The following is a 19,458-nucleotide window of genomic DNA, read 5'->3' as shown; positions in this document are numbered from 1 at the left end:
GCAGCGCACGCCGTGCCGCGTTCGGGTCGATCGTAGACAAGCCGCTTGCGGGATGAAGGACGCTCGCGCTTGCGCATTGCTCACAATAATTTGCAATTCCACGTCAGGCCGGTCGATATGATCTGCCTGTCACCACCGTGGCGGTATGGGCATATGCAATCCTGCGGCCACGCACCGCAAAGAGCCCAAATGGCTCGACGAACACAACGCATCGGGGGCTACGGCAATGGAGCACAACGAACACCCAAAATCACACGGCGCTGCCGGCTTCTGGCGACGAACCGCCGCCTTTTCGATCGATTCAATCATGCTTGGACTGATCGGGCTGGCGATCGCGATCCTGTTCTTCAATGCCCTTTCGACGATTGGCGAATGGGCAAGGCTGATCGGCTTCCTGATCGGTTCCATTTACTTTGGCCTGCTCGAGGGCGGAACTCGGCACCAGTCGCTCGGCAAGCGGGTGATGCAGATCCGTGTCGTCGATAGCGCCGCCCCTGACGGATCCGGTCCCGGGTACCTTCGCGCCTGGGCACGGTACGCGCTGATCGCCGTTCCGCTAATACTCGGCGGCATTGCCTTTATCGATCTGCCCGCGCTTCACGAGCCGGACATGGAATGGCTCGCCGCCGCAAACGGCGCGATCATGTACTTCTGGGGCATGGCGTTGCTGTATCTGCTCGTGTTCAACAGGCCGAGCCGCCAGTCCGTCCAGGATCTGCTCACCGCCAGCAGGGTCGTGCGAGTCGCGGCCCCTGTCGAGGATGCCGCTCCGGTTGGCCGAAAGCACTGGGCGATCCTGGCTGTCCTTGGCCTGCTTTTGTTCGTCGGCAGTCGTTTTGCGGCATCGCGGCTGATCGACGACGATCGCCTGGCCGATATCCATCAGATCCAGCGTGCGGCATCCACCGTTCCGGGCGTGCTCCAGAGCGGCGTCTGGATCGGCAACCTGCGTGCGGTCGGCCCAGCGGGCCAGACGGCGAAAACGGTCGTCACCATCACCGTGGCCGCGAGCACGCCGACGATGATGAACAAGGCCGGGGCGACCGCTGTTGCACACGCAGCGCTTTCTGCATCGGCCTGGCTGCGGCAGCAGGACCTCGTCAACGTGGTCAGTGTCCGCTCAGTCAATCTTGGCATTGCGACGTGGCGAAACCAGTTTTTCATGGGGCGTTCGCCTGCCGAATGGGCCGCGACCGTCAGCACCGGGTCGACGTGACGATGCAAGCGTGACCGCCGCTCAATGAATCGAGTCATGCCCGTCAGCCGGGCGAAAGCGAAGGACGCACTGCGGAAGCAACGATGCCGACGCCAGCGCACGCGGCCAGTGATTCCGGCGATTGCAGGCCCATGCGAAACGCGCGTCGGGAGTCGCCACGTCGGATCGCGGCGCCAGCTGAACACGACGGAACGTACGTCCACACATACAACGGAGCATCCTGAATGAGTGACATCGGCATCGACCTGCCGATCTGGGTCGTCCCGGTCCTTTACGGCGCCATCTACTGGCCGGTGACGCTCTTTTTCGGATCCCTCAGCCTGTATGTCGCCGTGACTCGCCTGCACGGCATCCGTCGTATTGCCTTCATCGTCATCGCGCTCCCGCTTCTCGCCGTTGCGTGCCTCGGGATCTATTACGTCCTCGCAGGACATTGAGCAACGGCGCATGCCCCTTGACTGCACGATACCCGCGGCTACCCGGGTTCGATCGGGCCGTACCGTGTCATGAACGCCAGCCGCCCCGTCAACCGTGACAGGTCGACAGCCGACGATCCGTCGATACACTGTGTGCCGCCCCATCCGAAGGAGTGTCACTTGATGCACTGGCGCCGCACCCAGTCCGTAGCCGCCGCCGGCCTCCCGGCCGCGCGCTCCACCCTCGCCGAACCAGGCAGCCCGCAATGAGCACCGGCCCGCGCAACGCGCGAATCGACCTGCTGCGCGGCGTGTCGATCATGCTCGTCCTGCTGCATCACTTCAACATCCCCTACTCGCTGCGCGATACGTCGCTCGCGCGCGTGCTCGGCTGGGACGCGGTGCATGCGATCGTGCGCAACGGCAACTACGGCGTGACGATGTTCTTCGTGATCTCCGGCTACCTGATCACGTCGAATGCGCGCCGCCGCTGGGGCCGCCTCGGCACGGTCGACGTGCGCGCGTTCTACGTGTCGCGTATCGCGCGCATCGTCCCGTGCCTGGTCCTGCTGCTCGCGCTCGTCAACGGCCTCGCGGCGGCCGGCGTGCCGATCTTCCAGAACCATGCGCCGGAAGGCATCGCCGTATCGTTCTGGCTCGTGAATCTCGCATCGCTGACGTTCTGGATGAACGTGCTGATCGGCGCATACGGGTGGGTCAACTACGCGCTCGGCGTGCTGTGGTCGCTGTCGGTCGAAGAGGTGTTCTACCTGTCGTTTCCGCTGCTGTGCGTCGCGCTACGCCGCGACGCGCGGCTGGTCGCGTTCTGGGTGGTCATCGCCGCGATCGGGCCCGTGTACCGCTTCACGCACGCCGGCGACGAAGGCGGGTTCCTCTATGCGTACTTCGCGTCGTTCGACGGGATCGCGATCGGCTGCTGCACCGCGTTGCCGGCCGAGCGCGCGAACGGGCAGCGGCTGGCCGCGCCGTTCGTGCAGTGGCCCGTCGCGGCCGCGATGGCCGCGCTTTACCTGGCCTGGCCGATCGCGGAAAGCCATGTCGCCGGCGTCACCGCGATGGCGCTCGGCACGGCCGTGTTGCTGATCGGCGCGCACGTCGGCGGCGAGCGCGCGCAGGGCCGCCTGCTCGCGCCGTTGGGCCGGGCCGGCAAGCTGAGCTACGAGCTTTACCTGTTCCACCTGATCGTGCTCGGCGGGCTGCGCACGTTCTGGCCGCCGTCGGCCACGCACGGCGACACGAAGCTGCTGTTGCTGATGGCGTATCTGGTGTTGTCGGCGGCGCTGAGCGCGGCGATCGCGCGCGGCTATGCGACCCCGCTCGACCGCTACATCAAGCGGATCGCGTCGCGGCCGTCGACGCGCGTGCCGGACGGCGCGCGCTTCTAGCAGACCGTGCGGCGCGGCGCGCGACCCGGCCGCAATCGAACGACGAAAAAAACGGCCAGGCGCCGGCCGTATCGCTTGACGATATCGGCCGGCCTGACCGCAAGCCCCGTGATGAATCGTCGATCGACCGTGAGACCGCGCGGGTCGTCCGCCGGTCGCCGGTCGCCGGTCGCCGGTCGCCGGTCGCCGGTCGTGGGTCAATCCAGATAGTCCGCGTATTCCTTGCGCGTATAGCGGGCGAGCGTCTGCCACGGCAACGTCTCGCGCCGCGCGGCCGGCGCCGGTGTCAAGGTCAGCTTGCGCGCGACGCTGCCGTCGGCGCTCCGGTATTCGACCGACAGCGGCGCCTGCAGCCGCTCGCTCCACAGGATCCGGTTCACGCCGCGCGCGCCGGGTGTGTCGACCGCCTGCTCGTACCAGCGGGTGCCGGGCACGTCACCGCGCTTCGCCACCGCGAGCCGCTTCAACTGCGACGGCGGCGTGATGTAGTACGCGTTGTCCCACGAGCCGTCGAAGCCGGTGGTTTCGTACTCGGCCGGCGGCACGCCGACAACCGTCCGGTTCGCCGCGTCCACATACTCGATGCGCGCCGCCTTGCCGTCGTACGTCACGTGTCGCGCGGCCGCCTGGAAGTTGAAATGCTTGTGGCCCGCGTGGGCAGCGGCCGGCTGTACGCCGGTGCGAGCGCCCGCGTCGTGGTCATGGTCGTGATCGTCGCCATGACCACCCGCCGCCGCGACGGGCAGCACGCGTTCGACCCACACGTGCCCGTCGCGCCGCACCATCCGTTCGCGATACATCGTCGTGCGCGTCACGCCGTCGGCCGTCACCGTGCGGCTCTCGTGCAGCAGCACGGCGTCGAGATCGGCCGCAGCAAGGGCCGGCAGCGCAACCCACCCGCAAGCGAGCGCACAGAGAAGCTGACGTTTCATCGGGCGTTCCCGTTCCTCATGCCGTCCACGGATTCAGAAACCGAACGCCGAGCGCACGAGACCGAACACCTTCGTGTTGTCGATCGTGCCCTTGAACGCCTTCGCATCGGCGCCGTCGGCGAACAGCATCACGTCGCCGCCGCCGTGCGTCTCCGAGCCCGCGCTGCCCATCCGCACGCCGACTTCCTGCAGATACGCGTCGTTCGTCGCGGTGGCCGAATCGACCGACGCGCGCACGTTCGGCCGGTTCGCGCCGTTGCCGAACACGAGCGTCGTGTAGGTATTGCCGTCGGCGTCCTTGCTCGGCTGGCCGTCGCGGTAGTTGCGGCTGATGTCGAGAATCGGGTTGCCGCGCTTCGAATAGCCGTTGATCGTCATCGTGTGGTCGTGGTCGGCCGTCACGACGATCAGCGTGTTCGACAGGTCGACCTTCGACAGCGCGACGCGGATCGCTTCGTCGAACGCCACCGTATCCTCCAGCGCGCGCTTCGCGTTGGTGCCGTGCAGCGCGTGATCGATCCGGCCGCCTTCAACCATCAGGAAGTAGCCGTTCGATTGCTTCGACAGCACGTCGATCGCCTTCGACGTCATCTCGGCGAGGCTCGGCTGCGACGGCCCTTCGCCCTTGCCCGCCACCCGGTCGAGTTCGTACTCGAGATGGCTCGTCGAGCTGAACAGGCCGATCAGCTTGCCGTTGCCGGCCTGTGCGAGCTGATCCTTCGTGGCCACGACCGTGTAGCCCTTCGCCTTCATCTCGTCGAGCAGGTTGCGGCCGTCCGCGCGCCCGCGCTTGTTGGCCACCGGATCGAACGGCGTCCAGTGGTTGCGGCCCCCGCCCATCAGCACGTCGACGCCGTCGCCGAGCGCCGCGTTGTAGCCTGCGCCGCCCGGCGCGGCCTGCGCGGCGATGTCGTACTGCGCATCGCGATGGCAGATGTGCGAATAGGTTGCGGCGGGCGTCGCGTGCGTGAGCTCGGTCGTCGTGATCGCGCCCACCGCCTTGCCGCGCGCCTTCGCGAGTTCCAGCAGCGTCGCGACCGGCTGGCCGTTGCCCGGCGCGCAGTTGTTGACGGTCTTGTTGCCGTTGGCGTCGCTGCCCGGCGCGACCGCGCGCGTGTCGGACGACATCGACAGCACTTCGTTGTTCATCTTCACGCCGGTCATGTACGCGGCCATCGACGGTGCGCTGTCGGTCGTCTGCGCATCGTTCGAGAAGGTCTTGACGCGCGCGGTGCGGGCCAGCTTCTCCATCGTCAGTTGTCCCGACTCACCGACCTTGTAGATCCGGCTCGCCGTCACCGTCGTCGGCCCCATGCCGTCGCCGAGAAAGAAAATCACGTTCTTCGCCTGGCCGGCGGCCTGCGCCGCGCCGCACGCGAAACCCGCGACGGCCAGCGCCGCCGCGATGCACTTGATGGTCGACATCCTGTATTCCCCTGTACCCGTTTGGTCGGCGCTCACAGCTGCACCGCGTTGCGCACCAGCTCGAACACCTTGTTGTTCTCGATCACGCCGTGGAACGCATCCGCGCCGCGGCCGATCGCACCGAGGAACACATCGGTGCCGCCGTGCGTCTCGCTGCCCTTGTCCATGCGCACGACCGCTTCCTGGCGATAGTCGTCGGCGCCCGTCACCGCGTCGGTGAGCGCCGTGCCCGCGCGGCTGCCCTGCACGCGGTTCTCGCCGTTGCCGAAGCCGATGATCGTGTACGGCGCGCCGTCCGCATCCTTCGCCACCGCACCCGTCTGGTAGCTGCGCAACACGCCGAGCACGCCGGGCTTGCCCGCCTCGGTCTTGCCGGTGCGCGCCGCATAGCCGTTCAGCACCAGCGTGTGATCGTGGTCGGCCGTGACGACGATCAGCGTGTTCTTCAGCTCGGGATCGGTCTTGCGCACCTTGTCGATCGTGGCCTTGATCGCGTTGTCGAACGCGACCGTGTCCTGCAGCGCGCGCTTCGCGTTGGTGTCGTGCAGCGCGTGGTCGATCCGGCCGCCTTCGACCATCAGGAAATAGCCGTTCGGGTTCTTCTGCAGCACGTCGAGCGCGCGCGTCGCCATGTCGGTGAGGCTCGGCTCCTTGGTCGCGCCGCGATCGAGGTCGTAGCTCATGTGGCTCGACGCGAACAGGCCGACCAGCTTGCCGCCCTTCGTCGCGTCGGCGGCCAGCAAGTCGTCGCGGTTCTGCGCGAACGCATAGCCCTTCGCCTTCAGCTCGTTGACCAGGTTGCGGCCGTCGGTGCGCTTGCCGCCGCCGTCCTTCGGCACGAAGAATTGCGTGCCGCCGCCGAGCACGACGTCGACGCCGTCGCCCAGCGCGCCGTTGTAGCCCGCGCCGCCCGGCACGAGCTGCGCGGCGATGTCGTTCTCGGCGTCGCGATGGCACACGTGCGCATACGTCGCGGCGGGCGTGGCGTGCGTGACGCGCGTGGTCGTCACGACACCCGTGGCCAGCCCCTTCGCCTTCGCGATCTCGAGCAGTGTCGTCGCCGATTTGCCGTTGTTCGCGCCGCAGTTGCCGGTGAGGCCCGCGGTCGGCTCGATCGCCTTCGTGTCGGGCGACATCGAGATCACTTCGTTGTTGGTCTTGACGCCGGTCATGTACGCCGACATCGACGGTGCGCTGTCGGTCACCTGCGCATCGTTGGAATAGGTCTTCACGAACGCGGTCTCGGGCAGCGTGTCGATCGTGAGCGCGCCGTCTTCACCGACCGCATAGATGCGCGCGGCCGTCATCGTCGTGATCCCCATGCCGTCGCCGAGGAAGAAGATCACGTTGCGCGCGGCCGCCTGCACGGCGGCGGGCGGCGTGCTGCTGGTCGGGCCGTCGTCGCTGCCGCATCCGGCCAGTGCAAAGGCGCCCGCGCCCAGCAGAGCCGCCAGTTTGATTCGATTCATGTTGCCGGTTCCCCCCGCCATTGATGCTTTCGAAATGAAAGGCGATGGTAGGAACCCGATGTGACGCCGATATGAATGGTAATTGGAAGGATTTGAATGGCTGATGAAAGGCAGCGTCGAGGCGCCACGACGGGCACCCCGCTCGCAGCGGCATCACCCCGCGTGTTCGGCAGCAGCGCTGCGCACGGTCACGATGCGCGCAGGCGGTATGTTTGCCCACACGATCCGGCTGCCGCAGGCGACGAATGCCGAATCGCCGAGCGGATGGCGGCCGGGCGGCCGCAGGTCGTAGGTGAACTGAATCATCACGCCGTCGGCCGACAGCACGCGACGGCACTGGTCGACGATCGCCGTCACGTCCCGGCGCGGCAGTGTGCGCAGCGGCAGGCACGACACGATCGCGTCGACGCGCGCGTCGGGCGGCAGCAGCCGCTCGAGCTGCCGCGCGTCGCCCGACACGACCGAGATGCCCGGAAAGCGTCGCCGCAGATGCTGGACGAACGCCGGCGAACGCTCGACCACGACGAGCCGCCGTGGCGCGACGCCGCGTTCGAGCAACGCCGCGGTGATCGCGCCGGTGCCGCCGCCGAGCTCGACGACCAGCCCGTCGCCGTCCGGCACCGCGTCGGCCATCTCGCGCGCCAGCTGCCGCGAACTCGGGCACAGCGCGCCCACCGCGGCCGGACGGCCGACCCACTCGCGCACGAACAGTGCCGAGACACGCCACGCGTTCGGCCACATCATGGGCGGCCCTCCCGCGGCTGCGCTGTCGGCCTCGACGTGCCGATGGCTTCGTTGAACAGGGCTACGGCGACACGGGGCTTTGGCATGCGCATCCTCCTGGACGAGGCGGTCCGCCGCAGGAAGAGCGGCGTCCAAATCGATTTTAGGAAACGCAAACTTAAGGCGACGTGAAGATTGTCCCTGATTCCGCCGATCAATTCGTGCCGGATCGGCCGCCGCATCGCGCGCGGCACCGCATTACCGCAGGTTGGTTCTCGCCAGCTCGACGATCTCGTCGCCGCGCCCGCTGAGAATCGCGCGCAGCATGAACAGGCTGAAGCCCTTCGCATGCGCGAGTTCGATCTTCGGCGGCATCGCAAGCTCGTACTTCGACGTGACGACGTCGACGACAGCCGGCCCGTCGTGCGCGAACGCCATGCGCAGCGCTTCCTCGACGTTCTCCGAATGCTCGACGCGCACGCTGAAGATGCCCGCGCCCTTCGCGATCGCCGCGAAGTCGGTCGGGCTCAGGTCGACGTTCGTGTCGAGATAGCCGGCCGCCTTCAGCTCCATCGACACGAAGCCGAGCAGGCTGTTGTTGTACACGACGATCTTGATCGGCAGCTTGAGCTGGCGTGCGGTGAGCAGATCGCCGAGCAGCATCGACAGCCCGCCGTCACCGGACAGCGATACCACCTGCCGCCCCGGATGCGCGCCCTGCGCGCCGAGCGCCTGCGGCATCGCATTCGCCATCGAGCCGTGATTGAACGAGCCGTGCAGTTGCCGCTTGCCGTTCATCGTCAGGTAGCGCGCGGCCCACAGCGTCGGCGTGCCGACGTCGGCGGTGAAGATCGCGTCTTCCGCCGCGACTTCGTCGACGATCTTCGTCAGGTATTGCGGATGGATCGCGCGGCCCGGCGGCTCGGCCACCGCGAGATCGTCGAGCCCCTTGCGCGCCGCCGCGTAATGCTTCAACGCGTTCTCGAGGAAACGCCGCTGCGTCTTGCGCGTGAGGCGCGGCAGCAGCGCCGCGATCGTTTCCTTCACGGTGCCGACGAGGCCGAGCGCGAGCGGCGCGCGATGCCCGAGCTGCGAGCCCTTCCAGTCGATCTGCGCAACCTTCGCGTTCGACGGATAAAACGGCCGGTACGGGAAATCCGTGCCGAGCATCAACAGCGTGTCGCACGACTCCATCGCGTGATAGCCCGAGCTGAAGCCGATCAGCCCCGTCATCCCGACGTCGAACGGGTTGTCCCATTCGACGAACTGCTTGCCGCGCAGCGCATGCACGACCGGCGCGCCGAGCGTGTCGGCCAGCGCGACCACTTCATCGTGCGCGCCCTGCGTGCCGCTGCCGCACAGCAGCGTCACCGCGTCGGACGCATTGAGCAGCGCCGCGAGCCGGTCGAGATCGGCGTCGGCCGGCAGGATCGACGGCGGCGCCGATTCGCTCCACGCCGGCCGCTCGTCCGGGCCGTCGCCGAGCGCGATGTCGCCCGGCAGCACGATCACCGCGACGCCGCGCTCGTCGATCGCGGTGCGCATCGCGCGCGCGAGCACGCGCGGGAACTGCGAGGCGTTCGTCACGAGCTCCGCGAAGTGACTGCATTCGCGGAACAACTCCTGCGGATGGGTTTCCTGGAAGTAGCCGAGGCCGATCTCGGTCGACGGAATGTGCGCGGCGATCGCGAGCACCGGCTGGTGATTGCGGTGGCAGTCGTACAGCCCGTTGATCAGGTGCAGGTTGCCGGGGCCGCAGCTGCCCGCGCACACCGCGAGCCGCCCGGTCGACGCGGCATCCGCGCCGGCCGCGAACGCGGCGCTTTCCTCGTGCCGCGTATGCATCCAGCGGATCGAGCCGATCTGGCTCAGGCTGAACGACAGGCCGTTCAGGCTGTCGCCCGTCACGCCCCAGATGCGCTCGACGCCCGCTGCCGCCAGCGTCTTCGCCAGGTATTCCGCCATCGTCTGTCTTGCCATCACGCCCTCACTCGTTGATTGATCGAGACATGCATGAACCGGCCGTGCGCTCGCACGTATCGCCGACCCGACGAGCATACGCGACTGGCCCGCGCGGTGTCGCGACGGCGCAACCGGGCCGACTGCCGTATGACGCGCCCCCACGCGATCGGTTCGATCCGGCGCCGCGCGGCGCGGCGGGCGTCATCGTTTCGTCACCGCCGCATCTGCGAACGGACAGGCTGGCCGGCGCCGCACTCGGCTCCAGTCGGACGCCGACTCATCCGGATCGACGAGCGTGAACCCCGCCGCCGGCAACGGCAACGCGGTCTTGTAGCGCACCTGTTTCAGCGCGAAGCTCGGGATGATGGCGAGCGCGATGCCGCGGTCGTACGCACCGCGCGCGAACGACCCGGCAAGACTGTGCCGCGGCCCGGTACGGCACCTTGGCGGCGCTAAGCACGCCGGTTGTTTCCACCACGATGCGCTGCCCCGTCAGGCAGCGCTATCGACACACACCGTTTCCGCTGGCGCGGCGCGCGCGACCGGCCACTCGTCACGCAGGCGGCGCTACACCGGCAGCGCGTGCGTCGACAATATCTCCTTGAGCACCATGAACGAGCGCACCTGCCGCACGCCGGGCAGGTAGATCAGTTGTTCCGCATGCAGCCGGTTGAAGCTCTCGTTGTCGCGCGTGCGCACGAGCATGAAGTAATCGAACTCGCCGGTCACGACGTGGCACTCCACGCACCCTGACACCTTCTGCGCGGCCTTCTCGAACGCGGCGAACGCTTCCGGCGTCGAGCGGTCGAGCACGAAGCCGATCACGACGAGCATGCCGGCCCCGAGCGGCTTCGGGTCGAGCAGCGCGACGATCCCGCGAATCATCCCCATCTCCTTGAGCCGCTCGACGCGCCGCAGGCACGCCGGCGCGCTCAGCTTCACCTTCGCGGCAAGGCTCACGTTGGAGATCGACGCGTCCTGCTGCAGTTGCCGCAGGATCGCGCGGTCGATGCGATCGAGCGCCGGTGCGGCATCGGCCGGCGTCGTCGGTTTTCCACTTAATTTCATTGCGCCAGATTCCGTTTTTTTGAACTCGAATTGCTTTATCAAAACTCAAGTCGTTACTAACGTAGGTCGGCTATATTTATTTCGCAAGCTCATTTCTCGCGTGCTTGCCTATCATTTTTCCATCGGGAGACCGCGTGCCGGCCGCTCCCGAGCGCACCGATGCTCGCGCCAACCCTGCCTTTCCGGAGACAAAAGCCGATGAACCTGCAACGCTTCCCCCGATATCCGCTGACCTTCGGCCCCACGCCCATCCAGCCGCTCAAGCGCCTGAGCGCGCACCTCGGCGGCAAGGTCGAGTTGTATGCGAAGCGCGAGGACTGCAACAGCGGCCTCGCATTCGGCGGCAACAAGACCCGCAAGCTCGAATACCTGATCCCCGACGCGCTCGCGCAGGGTGCGGACACGCTCGTGTCGATCGGCGGCGTCCAGTCGAACCAGACGCGTCAGGTCGCGGCCGTTGCCGCGCATCTCGGGATGAAATGCGTGCTCGTGCAGGAGCACTGGGTCAACTATGAGGACCCCGCGTATGACAAGGTCGGCAACATCCAGCTGTCGCGGATGATGGGCGCCGACGTGCGGCTCGTTGCCGACGGCTTCGACATCGGCATCCGCCGTAGTTGGGAAGAAGCGATGGAGAGCGTGCGGCAGGCGGGCGGCAAGCCGTATCCGATTCCGGCCGGCTGCTCCGAGCATCCGCTCGGCGGGCTCGGCTTCGTCGGCTTCGCCGAGGAGGTGCGGCAGCAGGAAGCCGAACTCGGTTTCAAGTTCGACTACATCGTCGTGTGCTCGGTAACGGGCAGCACGCAGGCGGGGATGGTCGTCGGCTTCGCGGCGGACGGGCGCGCTGATCGCGTGATCGGGATCGACGCATCCGCTACGCGGGAGAAGACGCATGCGCAGATCACGCGCATCGCGCGGCATACGGCTGAAATCGTCGAGCTCGGGCGTCGCATCGACGAGCAGGACGTCGTGCTCGACACGCGTTATGCAGGCCCCGAATATGGGCTGCCGAACGACGGCACGCTCGAGGCGATTCGTCTGTGCGCGCGGCTCGAGGGCGTGCTGACCGATCCTGTGTACGAAGGAAAATCGATGCACGGGATGATCGACAAGGTGCGGCGCGGGGAGTTCGAGCCGGGCTCGAAGGTGCTGTATGCGCACCTCGGCGGCGTGCCGGCGTTGAGTGCGTATGCGGAGATTTTCCGCAACGGGTGATGGGGCCGGGCGGAGGCGTGCACCGGCGTCACGCCTCCGTCGAACCGGCACCGCATCCGCCGGGTCCGGCTCCGCTCATCGGGCCATCTCACGCAGTGCCTTCATCTCGATGTCGCCGTAATAGATCGTTCGCTCGGTCACGTCGGACGGGCGGGTCTTCCACCACCATTTGTAGAGGCCGAGCTTGAAGTAAGCGTCGCGATCGTTCGGATATGCGTTCGGTACGCCCGTAACATGCACCACGCGTTCGCCGTTCCGGAACACATCGGTCAGCGCATCGACGCCTGAATCGTCCGGTCGATACCGCAGCACCCACCAGACCCGTTTCCCGCGATCCGCCGACGGATCGCCGAACGCAATGGATCGGCTCGGCATGCCCGGCGCGCCGCGCACATCGACTTCGTACTTCCCGTTATTCAGCAGCAACGCAAACGGCGGTGACCCGTCGCTGCCGCCCTGATGCAACTGCGCGATGAGTTCCGGCTGTCTGGAATCGAACCGGTAGTCGGCGGGAATGACCGTCGACCAGCGCACCTCGTAGTCGCGACCGTTGACGAAGCGAAACACCGGAGAGAAGCTGATCTCGGCACGTGGCGTGCCGCTCGCCACGCTGCTGAAATCCTGCGAGCGGTTCATCGTCACCCTCAACAGCGTGCCGTGAATACCGGGAATTTCGGCGGTGGTGATGTTCTGCGCCACCGGCTCCTGCAAACGAAGCCGCGAATCGATGCCGCGCGCCCAGTCCGACCGATAGAAGCGCGTATCGTCATGCTTGCCGCCTTCCGGGCCCGCGTGGCAAACCGACGCGACGAGCACGCATGCGGCAACGACGAAGCTACCGCGCATCCCGCTCTCCCTTTCGCCGAAACAACCGCGACACATACGCGCGCGCCAGCATCGCCAGGAAGCGGCTGTTGGTCGACAGATAGCGTTTCCACATCCGCCCCGGCTCCTGGATCACGCGAAACGCCCACTCCAGCCCGCTGCGCTGCATCCACGGCGGCGCCCGCTTCACCTTCCCCGCCACCACGTCGAACGTCCCGCCCACGCCCATCACGAAATCGACGCCCAACTGCGATTTCCAGCGATTGATGAAGTTTTCCTTGCGCGGCGACGTGATCGCGACGAACAGCAGCCGCGCGCCCGACCGGCGGATGTCGTCCACGACCGCCTGTTCGTCGTCCCAGAAATAACCGTGGTGATATCCGGCGACCGGCAACCGCGGATAGCGTGCCGCCGTCACCGCGACGACCCGCTCGACGACCTCCGGCGTCGCGCCGAGCAGATAGACCGGCAGCCCTTTCGCTTCGGCCAGCGCCAGCAGCCGTGCGAACAGATCCACGCCCGCGACGCGCTCCGGCACCGGGATGCCGAGCAGCCGCGCCCCCCAGACGACACCCATGCCGTCGACGTTGACGATGTCGCATTCGCGGACCGACGCGGCGAGTTCCGCATCGCGCTGCAGGTTGACGAGCTTCGCGACGTTGACGACGACGTGCTGCGTGAATTGCCGTTTCTCGACTCTCGCGCCGATCCAGTCCACCGTATCGTTCATCGACATCAGATGGATCGGGCATGAAAAGAATTCAGCGCGGTTCATTGCAAGGCCTCACCATCATTTTTTTTGACATCCGGAATATCGTCGGCAAATCGCGACGACCGGTGCAGCAACGCGTACAGCTCCTTCAACTTCGCCGACACATCCGCGGAGAAGTAACCGAGCGCCGCAAGCTTCTCGCGCCCGTTGGATCGCACGCCAGCCTTCAACACATCGGCAAGCTCGTTCGTGAGACGGCCCGCATCGTGGTCGAACACCACCATGCCCGGCGACACGCCGTCGAGCAGTTGCCGCACGTTGCCGACATCGACCGATACGACCGGCAGATTGAGCGCCATCGCTTCCTTGACCGATTGCGGCGACCCTTCCCGGGTCGACGTCATTAGCAAGCACGCTGCACGCGCCAGCAGGTCGCGCACCTCGCCGCGATCGAGACCGTCGATATGCCGCTCCTGCACCCGGATGCCGTGTTGTTCCGCAAGCTGCCGCAGCACCAGCGAAAACAGCGGATAGTTCTTCTCCGGCCGCTTCGGCGACGACGGGAAGACAACGATCGGCACGGCGGATTTCATGAGCGTATCGTCGCGATCCCCGGCGAAGACCATCTCGTTGACAGCACACGGAATCGTCACGCAGCGGCGGCGCAGCCGGATCAGGCGCGATGAAATTTCCGCACTCACGCCGATGCACGCATGTGCGAAGCAGGCCATCGATTTCGACACCGCGCGCATCCAGAGCGGCCCCAGGATGTCCGTGCCGTGGAACGTGATGACAACCCGCGCTTTCGTGAACAGCCGGACCAGCGGTGCGGAACACGCGCTCAGGCCGAAGTGGTAATGCACGATGTCGTACCGGCCCGCACGAGCGGCCCTCCACACCTGCAAGATCGAGCGCAGGTATTCGCGCTTGCCGCGATACCCTTCGATGACGAGCACGTCGACCGTGCAGCCGCCGGAACGCCGCAGCGCGTCGACCTGCTCGGTCACGAACACGCCTTGCCAGGGGCTCGCGCGGTTGCTGCCGAGATACATGTTCGTAACGACGAGAATTTTCATGAGCGAACCTCCACCGCCGCGCCGCGATGCGCCGGGCGGACGCGGGGCCGCCCCCACGAGAACGCATACATCGCCAGCAGCGCGGAAAATACGTAAGACGGCGACACAAATGCCATCGAGAAGATGTTGTCGAAGCAGAACGCGCCGACGATGTAGAACCAGACAGCCGGCTTGCATCGCCCTTGTCCGTATCCCAGCACGAACACCAGCCACGCCAGCGCACCGAACATGCCCATCTCGACGAACAGGTGCGGGTAGAACGTGTCGGTGGTCTTCAACAACCCGCCGAGCCCGTACCAGTCGAAGTGATAGAGCTGGTAGAGCGGCGACGAGAACTTCACCGATGCCGGGCCGCCGAAGCTGCCCAGCCCTTCGCCGAGCAGATTGCCGTTGCGGATCGACTCGAACATCACGCGATAGGATTCGGCGCGCGCCGAATTGCCAGCGACGACGTAGAACAGGATCTTCGCCATGCCGACCTTCAACAGCGCATCCAGCACGCCCATCGCCATCAGCACGAGCATCATGCCCGCTATGCCGGCGGCAGCCAGCCACGCGCGCACATCCCTGACGTTCCTCACGAACGGATAGAGCGCCAACGCCGCGAACAGCTTGAACGAGAAGCCGAGCAACGCGAAGACCAGGAAACCCCACGACGCGATTGCCGCGCGACGGCCGGACCAGTACCAGCGGCACTGCAGAAACGCGCAGAGATTGATGAAGCTGAACTCCGAAAAGAACCCCATCCATCCCTGCGCACGCAGGAACAATCCCGAGTCGATCCGCACCGGCATGAACAGCGGCAGCCCAACCGCATACGACACGTAGAAATACAGCTGGAACAGGTCGTTGCTCACGACCACGCCGACGAACGTCTTGACCAGCACGTCGAGCCGGTCGCGATACGGGAAAATCGCCACCGTGATCGCGACCGGAAAGAGGAAGCGGACGAGCTCCTCGATCCCGGCATGGACGTTGAACGACAGCAGCATTCCGATGCAGAGCGACACGGCGATGGGCAGCGCGAGAACGGCCAACCGGTGAAAGCGCGGACGCAGCAGGATCGCCGCGAACACGAGGCCGAACGCGCCGACCTTCACGACCTGCGAACGATCGTCGTCGAGCGTGAGCAGCGTATCGCTGACGCAGAAGACCAAGTAAGCGAGCGCCAGCAGTCCGGCGCCCAGGTCCGCGATGCGCGATCGACGGTGCGGCACGATCGCCGGGAATCGGGCGGCCGCGTTCATGGACGCGCTCCCGACGCCGCCGGCGTCGCTTTCATATCGGCGACGCCCAACGCGCTGATCGATTCCGTATAGGCCGCGCATACCCGCCGTGCATGCATCACGACGATCGCGTTCCGGATCAGCGTCACGACCACCGCTGACGCCAGCATGCAGAAAAACCCGGTTTTGCCGCCGATGACGACGCAGCCGCCGAGCAACGCGACGAACAACGCCGATGTACCGATGTTGATCCGCGCGGTGACCGCGCTCTGCTCGAACACCATCATCACGTTGCTGCTGACGACACCGAGCACGCCGGCCGCGCACTGGATCGCCAGCAGCACGCCGCCCGCGAGCACCGCGGACACGCCGTGGCCGTCGAGCCCGTATCGGTAGGTCAGTCCTGCCACCATCGCAAGATTCGCGACAAGTACGACCAGATTCGACAGGTCGATATTGCGCCGCATCGCGCCCAGCGTCGCATCGAGCGGCGCCTCGTCCTTCTTCCGCTTCACGAGGTCCGGCAATTGCGCGATCGAAATGGCGCGCGGCAGCAGATTGCCGATCGCGGTCACCGAAGAAAACAACGACAGCATCCCCGCGAACGACGCACCGCACATCGCCTTCGCCACCGGTACGGTCACCAGCGCGATGCCGCCGGACAGGAAATTGGTCAGTCCGAACTGCAGCCCCTTCACGTCGATGCGCATCGAAAACGCGCGACGATCGGGTGCGCCGATCGCGGCGAACATCGCGACGGCCACCATGACCAGCGCAACGGCCAGGCACGACGACGCGGAATAGCCGTGGCGCGTGCCGATCCACAGCATCGCGCACGAGCCCACGATCAGCAGGCAGTCGAACGCGATCGTGATCCGGTAGCGGCGGTACGACACGAAGAAATGTCGCGCGAGCTGATACACGGTCCAGCCCCACATCAGCGCGACCACGCCGCCGAGATCGAACGCGACGAGGCCGGTCGCGGACACCAGCACACATGCGAACGTGGCGGCCACGGCGGTCCATCCCGCCATCGACACCAGCGAGTAGAACGCGCCGCGCGCCGCCTGCTTCCCGTCGGTCGCCGGTACGCGTACCAGAATCAGCGTCGCCCAGCCGATGGCCGTGAAGAAGCCGATCATCTGCGCGATCGACAGGTTGGACGCCGCAGCCCCAAGCTCGTCCAGCGAATAGATCCGCTGGACGACCCAGAACGTCAGCACGCGATAAAGACCGGGCGCGCCGGTACAGACAAGCGCTTCGACACGGCCCAGCAGCTTTTCGGCGTCGGCATTTCGCAGCATGATGTTTGTGCGTCCGCCCGTTACCCGCGCGCCAGTACGCCGCGCGTGTCGATCACGACCTTGGTCTGCAGCCGCACCGGGTCCATTCGCCGGAACGGCGCGTGATCGACGAGGATCACGATCACGTCGGCTTCGGCCAGCGCGGTGTTCAGATCGCACAGCCGGGTCTTCCCTTCCAGCGACGCCGGCAACGCGGCGATGTTGGGTTCGACGACCAGCAGCGTCGCACCGGCGTTCCGCGCCAGCGCTTCGACGATCTCCATCGCCGGGCTCTCGCGCAGATCGTCGATATCCGCCTTGAACGCAAGCCCGAGACACGCGATCACCGGCTCGCGGAACCGGCTCGCCGCCTGCCGCACGCGCTCGTAGACGAAATGCGGCTTGTCGTCGTTCACGTTGCGCGCGGTTCGGATCAAACGCGCGTGCTCCGGCGCGGAATCGACGATGAACCACGGATCGACCGCGATGCAATGGCCGCCCACGCCCGGCCCCGGCTGCAGCACGCTGACGCGCGGATGGCGGTTCGCCAGCCGGATCAGTTCCCACACGTTGATGTCCAGTTGGTCGCAAATCACCGACAACTCGTTCGCGAACGCGATGTTCACGTCGCGAAACGCGTTCTCGGTCAGCTTGCACATTTCGGCGGTGCGCGCATCGGTCAGGATGCACTCGCCGCGCACGAACACCTCGTACAGCTCCTGCGCACGCGTGCCGCATTTGCGCGTCATTCCGCCGATCACGCGGTCGTTCTCCACGAGTTCGCGCACGACGTGGCCCGGCAGCACGCGCTCGGGGCAATGCGCGATACGGATGTCCGAGCGCTCGCCGGCCTGTTGCGGAAAGCTCAGGTCCGGGCGGTGCGCCGCGAGCCACGCGGCAATTTTTTCGGTCGCCCCGACCGGCGAAGTCGACTCCAGCACCACCAGGTCGCCCTTCTTCAGCACCGGCGCGATCGACCGGCATGCGGCCTCGATATAGGTCAGGTCCGGCTTGTTGCCGTCGGCAAACGGTGTCGGCACCGCGATCAGGAATGCATCGGCCGGCTCGGGCGTTGCCGTCGCGCGCAGGTAGCCTTGCGTCACGGCGGCATGCACGAGCATGTCCAGTTCGGGTTCGACGATATGGATCTCGCCGCGATTGATCGTGTCGACCGCGTGCTGCGACACGTCGACGCCGACCACGCTTTTACGGCGCGCGGCAAAGGCCGCCGCGGTGGGCAGGCCGATGTAGCCCAGCCCGATGACGGAAACGGTTTCGAAAGACATGAATGAGGTTCTCCAGACGTCGGGGGATTCAGCAGGGCGAGCCGGCCAGGTATGCCGGCCCCTGCGTCAGGATCGGCGGCGAGACCAGCAGATCCGCAATCCGCTCGCTTGCACGGCCGTCGCCATACGGGTTGTGCGCGCGGCTCATCGCGCGATAGGTGCGGCCGTCTTCCCAGAGCTCGACCACCGCGCCGACCAGCCGCTCGACTTCGGTGCCGACCAGCCGGACCGTGCCCGCCGCGACGGCTTCCGGCCGCTCGGTGGTGTCGCGCATCACGAGCACCGGCTTGCCGAGTGACGGCGCCTCTTCCTGGATCCCGCCGGAATCGGTCAGGATCAGCCACGCGCGGCTCATCAGATAGACGAACGGCAAGTACTCCTGCGGCTCGATCAGCATGACGTTGCCGATGTCGCCGAGCAGCCGCGTGACGGGTTCGCGCACGTTCGGATTCAGGTGCATCGGGTAGACGATGCGGCACGCCGGATAGCGCTTCGCGATGGTCGCGATCGCTTCGCAGATCTGCTCGAAACCGCTGCCGAAGTTCTCGCGGCGATGGCCGGTCACGAGGATCATGCGCCGCTCGTCGTCGATGAACGGAAACCGCTCGCGCATCCGCTGCACCAACGCCCGGTCGTGCTTGAGGCGCTCGGTGATCGTCAGCAATGCGTCGATCACGGTGTTGCCGGTCACGTGCACGCGAGCGGCTTCGACGCCTTCGGCCAGCAGGTTCGCCCGTGAGGTTTCGGTGGGTGCGAAGTGATGCAGCGCGAGCGCGCCCGTCACCTTCCGGTTCGCCTCTTCCGGCCACGGTGAATACAGGTTGCCGGTGCGCAGCCCGGCTTCCACGTGACCGACCGGAATGCGCCGGTAATACGCCGCGAGCGTCGCGCCGAGCGTCGTGGTCGTATCGCCGTGCACGAGCACGAGATCGGGCCGGAACGATTCCAGCACCGGGTCGAGCGCATTGAGGATGTGCCCGGTCAGGCTGCCGAGCGTTTGCCCCGCGCGCATCAGGTCGAGATCGAAATCCGGCACGATGCCGAACAGGTCGAGCACCTGATCGAGCATGTGGCGATGCTGGGCCGTCACGCAGACGCCGCAGCGCACGCCTTCGCGGGCTCGCAGCGCATGGACGAGCGGCGCCATCTTGATGGCTTCAGGGCGGGTGCCGAACGTGACGAGGATGTTTTCGTGGTGATGGGTCATCGGAATCTCCG

General features: G+C 66.4%; 17 protein-coding genes and 1 pseudogene. 4 read left to right on the top strand and 14 right to left on the bottom strand.

Annotated features, from left to right (window positions below):
- Positions 1-226: 226 nt before the first annotated feature.
- From HWX39_RS02820 to HWX39_RS02810, 3 genes are all read left to right on the top strand, one after another.
- Positions 227-1,216, top strand: a complete 990-nt coding sequence (locus HWX39_RS02820; RefSeq protein ID WP_175965461.1) for an RDD family protein — start codon at positions 227-229, stop codon at positions 1,214-1,216.
- 224 nt (positions 1,217-1,440) lie between these two features.
- On the top strand, positions 1,441-1,653 hold the full coding sequence (locus HWX39_RS02815) for a hypothetical protein (RefSeq protein ID WP_175965460.1): 213 nt from the start codon (positions 1,441-1,443) through the stop codon (positions 1,651-1,653).
- A gap of 245 nt (positions 1,654-1,898) precedes the next feature.
- A complete protein-coding gene (locus HWX39_RS02810; protein ID WP_175965459.1) occupies positions 1,899-3,038 on the top strand; it encodes an acyltransferase in 1,140 nt (379 codons plus the stop codon).
- Between the two features lie 197 nt (positions 3,039-3,235).
- Here the strand turns inward: HWX39_RS02810 and HWX39_RS02805 are convergent, their stop codons facing one another.
- From HWX39_RS02805 to HWX39_RS02780, 7 genes and pseudogenes are all read right to left on the bottom strand, one after another.
- The gene (locus tag HWX39_RS02805) at positions 3,236-3,970 is read right to left on the bottom strand and encodes a hypothetical protein (protein ID WP_175965458.1); all 735 of its coding nucleotides are present in this window, start codon (positions 3,968-3,970) and stop codon (positions 3,236-3,238) included.
- Positions 3,971-4,003: 33 nt separating this feature from the next.
- Complete coding sequence (locus HWX39_RS02800) at positions 4,004-5,395, bottom strand: alkaline phosphatase (RefSeq protein WP_175965457.1); 1,392 nt, start codon at positions 5,393-5,395, stop codon at positions 4,004-4,006.
- 32 nt (positions 5,396-5,427) lie between these two features.
- The gene (locus tag HWX39_RS02795; RefSeq protein WP_175965456.1) at positions 5,428-6,864 is read right to left on the bottom strand and encodes an alkaline phosphatase; all 1,437 of its coding nucleotides are present in this window, start codon (positions 6,862-6,864) and stop codon (positions 5,428-5,430) included.
- Positions 6,865-7,017: 153 nt separating this feature from the next.
- Complete coding sequence (locus HWX39_RS02790) at positions 7,018-7,608, bottom strand: methyltransferase domain-containing protein (RefSeq protein ID WP_175965455.1); 591 nt, start codon at positions 7,606-7,608, stop codon at positions 7,018-7,020.
- A 237-nt stretch (positions 7,609-7,845) separates the two neighbouring features.
- Positions 7,846-9,567 carry a ubiquinone-dependent pyruvate dehydrogenase gene (poxB, locus tag HWX39_RS02785; protein ID WP_175965454.1) on the bottom strand — a complete coding sequence of 574 codons (1,722 nt, stop codon included), beginning with the start codon at positions 9,565-9,567 and terminating at the stop codon, positions 7,846-7,848.
- A gap of 183 nt (positions 9,568-9,750) precedes the next feature.
- Positions 9,751-9,930: pseudogene (locus tag HWX39_RS35900) on the bottom strand (hypothetical protein); the annotation flags it as partial.
- A gap of 186 nt (positions 9,931-10,116) precedes the next feature.
- Complete coding sequence (locus HWX39_RS02780) at positions 10,117-10,617, bottom strand: Lrp/AsnC family transcriptional regulator (protein WP_175965453.1); 501 nt, start codon at positions 10,615-10,617, stop codon at positions 10,117-10,119.
- Between the two features lie 198 nt (positions 10,618-10,815).
- Between HWX39_RS02780 and HWX39_RS02775 the strand changes: the two genes are divergently transcribed.
- Positions 10,816-11,832 (top strand): 1-aminocyclopropane-1-carboxylate deaminase, encoded by a 1,017-nt coding sequence (locus HWX39_RS02775; RefSeq protein ID WP_175965452.1) that lies wholly within the window; start codon positions 10,816-10,818, stop codon positions 11,830-11,832.
- A gap of 75 nt (positions 11,833-11,907) precedes the next feature.
- Here the strand turns inward: HWX39_RS02775 and HWX39_RS02770 are convergent, their stop codons facing one another.
- The 7 genes from HWX39_RS02770 to wecB form a co-directional block, all read right to left on the bottom strand.
- Positions 11,908-12,678 (bottom strand): heparin lyase I family protein, encoded by a 771-nt coding sequence (locus tag HWX39_RS02770; RefSeq protein WP_175965451.1) that lies wholly within the window; start codon positions 12,676-12,678, stop codon positions 11,908-11,910.
- The gene (locus HWX39_RS02765) at positions 12,668-13,393 is read right to left on the bottom strand and encodes a WecB/TagA/CpsF family glycosyltransferase (protein WP_279613058.1); all 726 of its coding nucleotides are present in this window, start codon (positions 13,391-13,393) and stop codon (positions 12,668-12,670) included. Before HWX39_RS02765 ends, HWX39_RS02770 begins: the two co-directional genes overlap by 11 nt.
- Before the next feature lie 35 nt (positions 13,394-13,428).
- Positions 13,429-14,376, bottom strand: a complete 948-nt coding sequence (locus tag HWX39_RS02760) for a glycosyltransferase family 4 protein (protein ID WP_175965449.1) — start codon at positions 14,374-14,376, stop codon at positions 13,429-13,431.
- A gap of 65 nt (positions 14,377-14,441) precedes the next feature.
- Positions 14,442-15,692: a hypothetical protein gene (locus HWX39_RS02755; protein ID WP_175965448.1), complete on the bottom strand. Its 1,251-nt coding sequence runs from the start codon at positions 15,690-15,692 to the stop codon at positions 14,442-14,444.
- A complete protein-coding gene (locus tag HWX39_RS02750) occupies positions 15,689-16,975 on the bottom strand; it encodes a hypothetical protein (protein ID WP_175965447.1) in 1,287 nt (428 codons plus the stop codon). The genes HWX39_RS02755 and HWX39_RS02750 overlap by 4 nt, the downstream gene beginning before the upstream one ends.
- Before the next feature lie 20 nt (positions 16,976-16,995).
- Positions 16,996-18,240 (bottom strand): UDP-N-acetyl-D-mannosamine dehydrogenase, encoded by a 1,245-nt coding sequence (gene wecC, locus HWX39_RS02745; protein WP_175965446.1) that lies wholly within the window; start codon positions 18,238-18,240, stop codon positions 16,996-16,998.
- Between the two features lie 28 nt (positions 18,241-18,268).
- Positions 18,269-19,447, bottom strand: coding sequence for a UDP-N-acetylglucosamine 2-epimerase (non-hydrolyzing) (gene wecB / locus HWX39_RS02740; protein WP_175965445.1), 1,179 nt, complete (start codon positions 19,445-19,447; stop codon positions 18,269-18,271).
- Between the last annotated feature and the right edge of the window lie 11 nt (positions 19,448-19,458).

Source organism: Burkholderia sp. BCC0322 (genome assembly GCF_902833045.1).
GTDB lineage: Bacteria > Pseudomonadota > Gammaproteobacteria > Burkholderiales > Burkholderiaceae > Burkholderia.
This window is presented reverse-complemented; position numbering and strand designations above follow the sequence as displayed.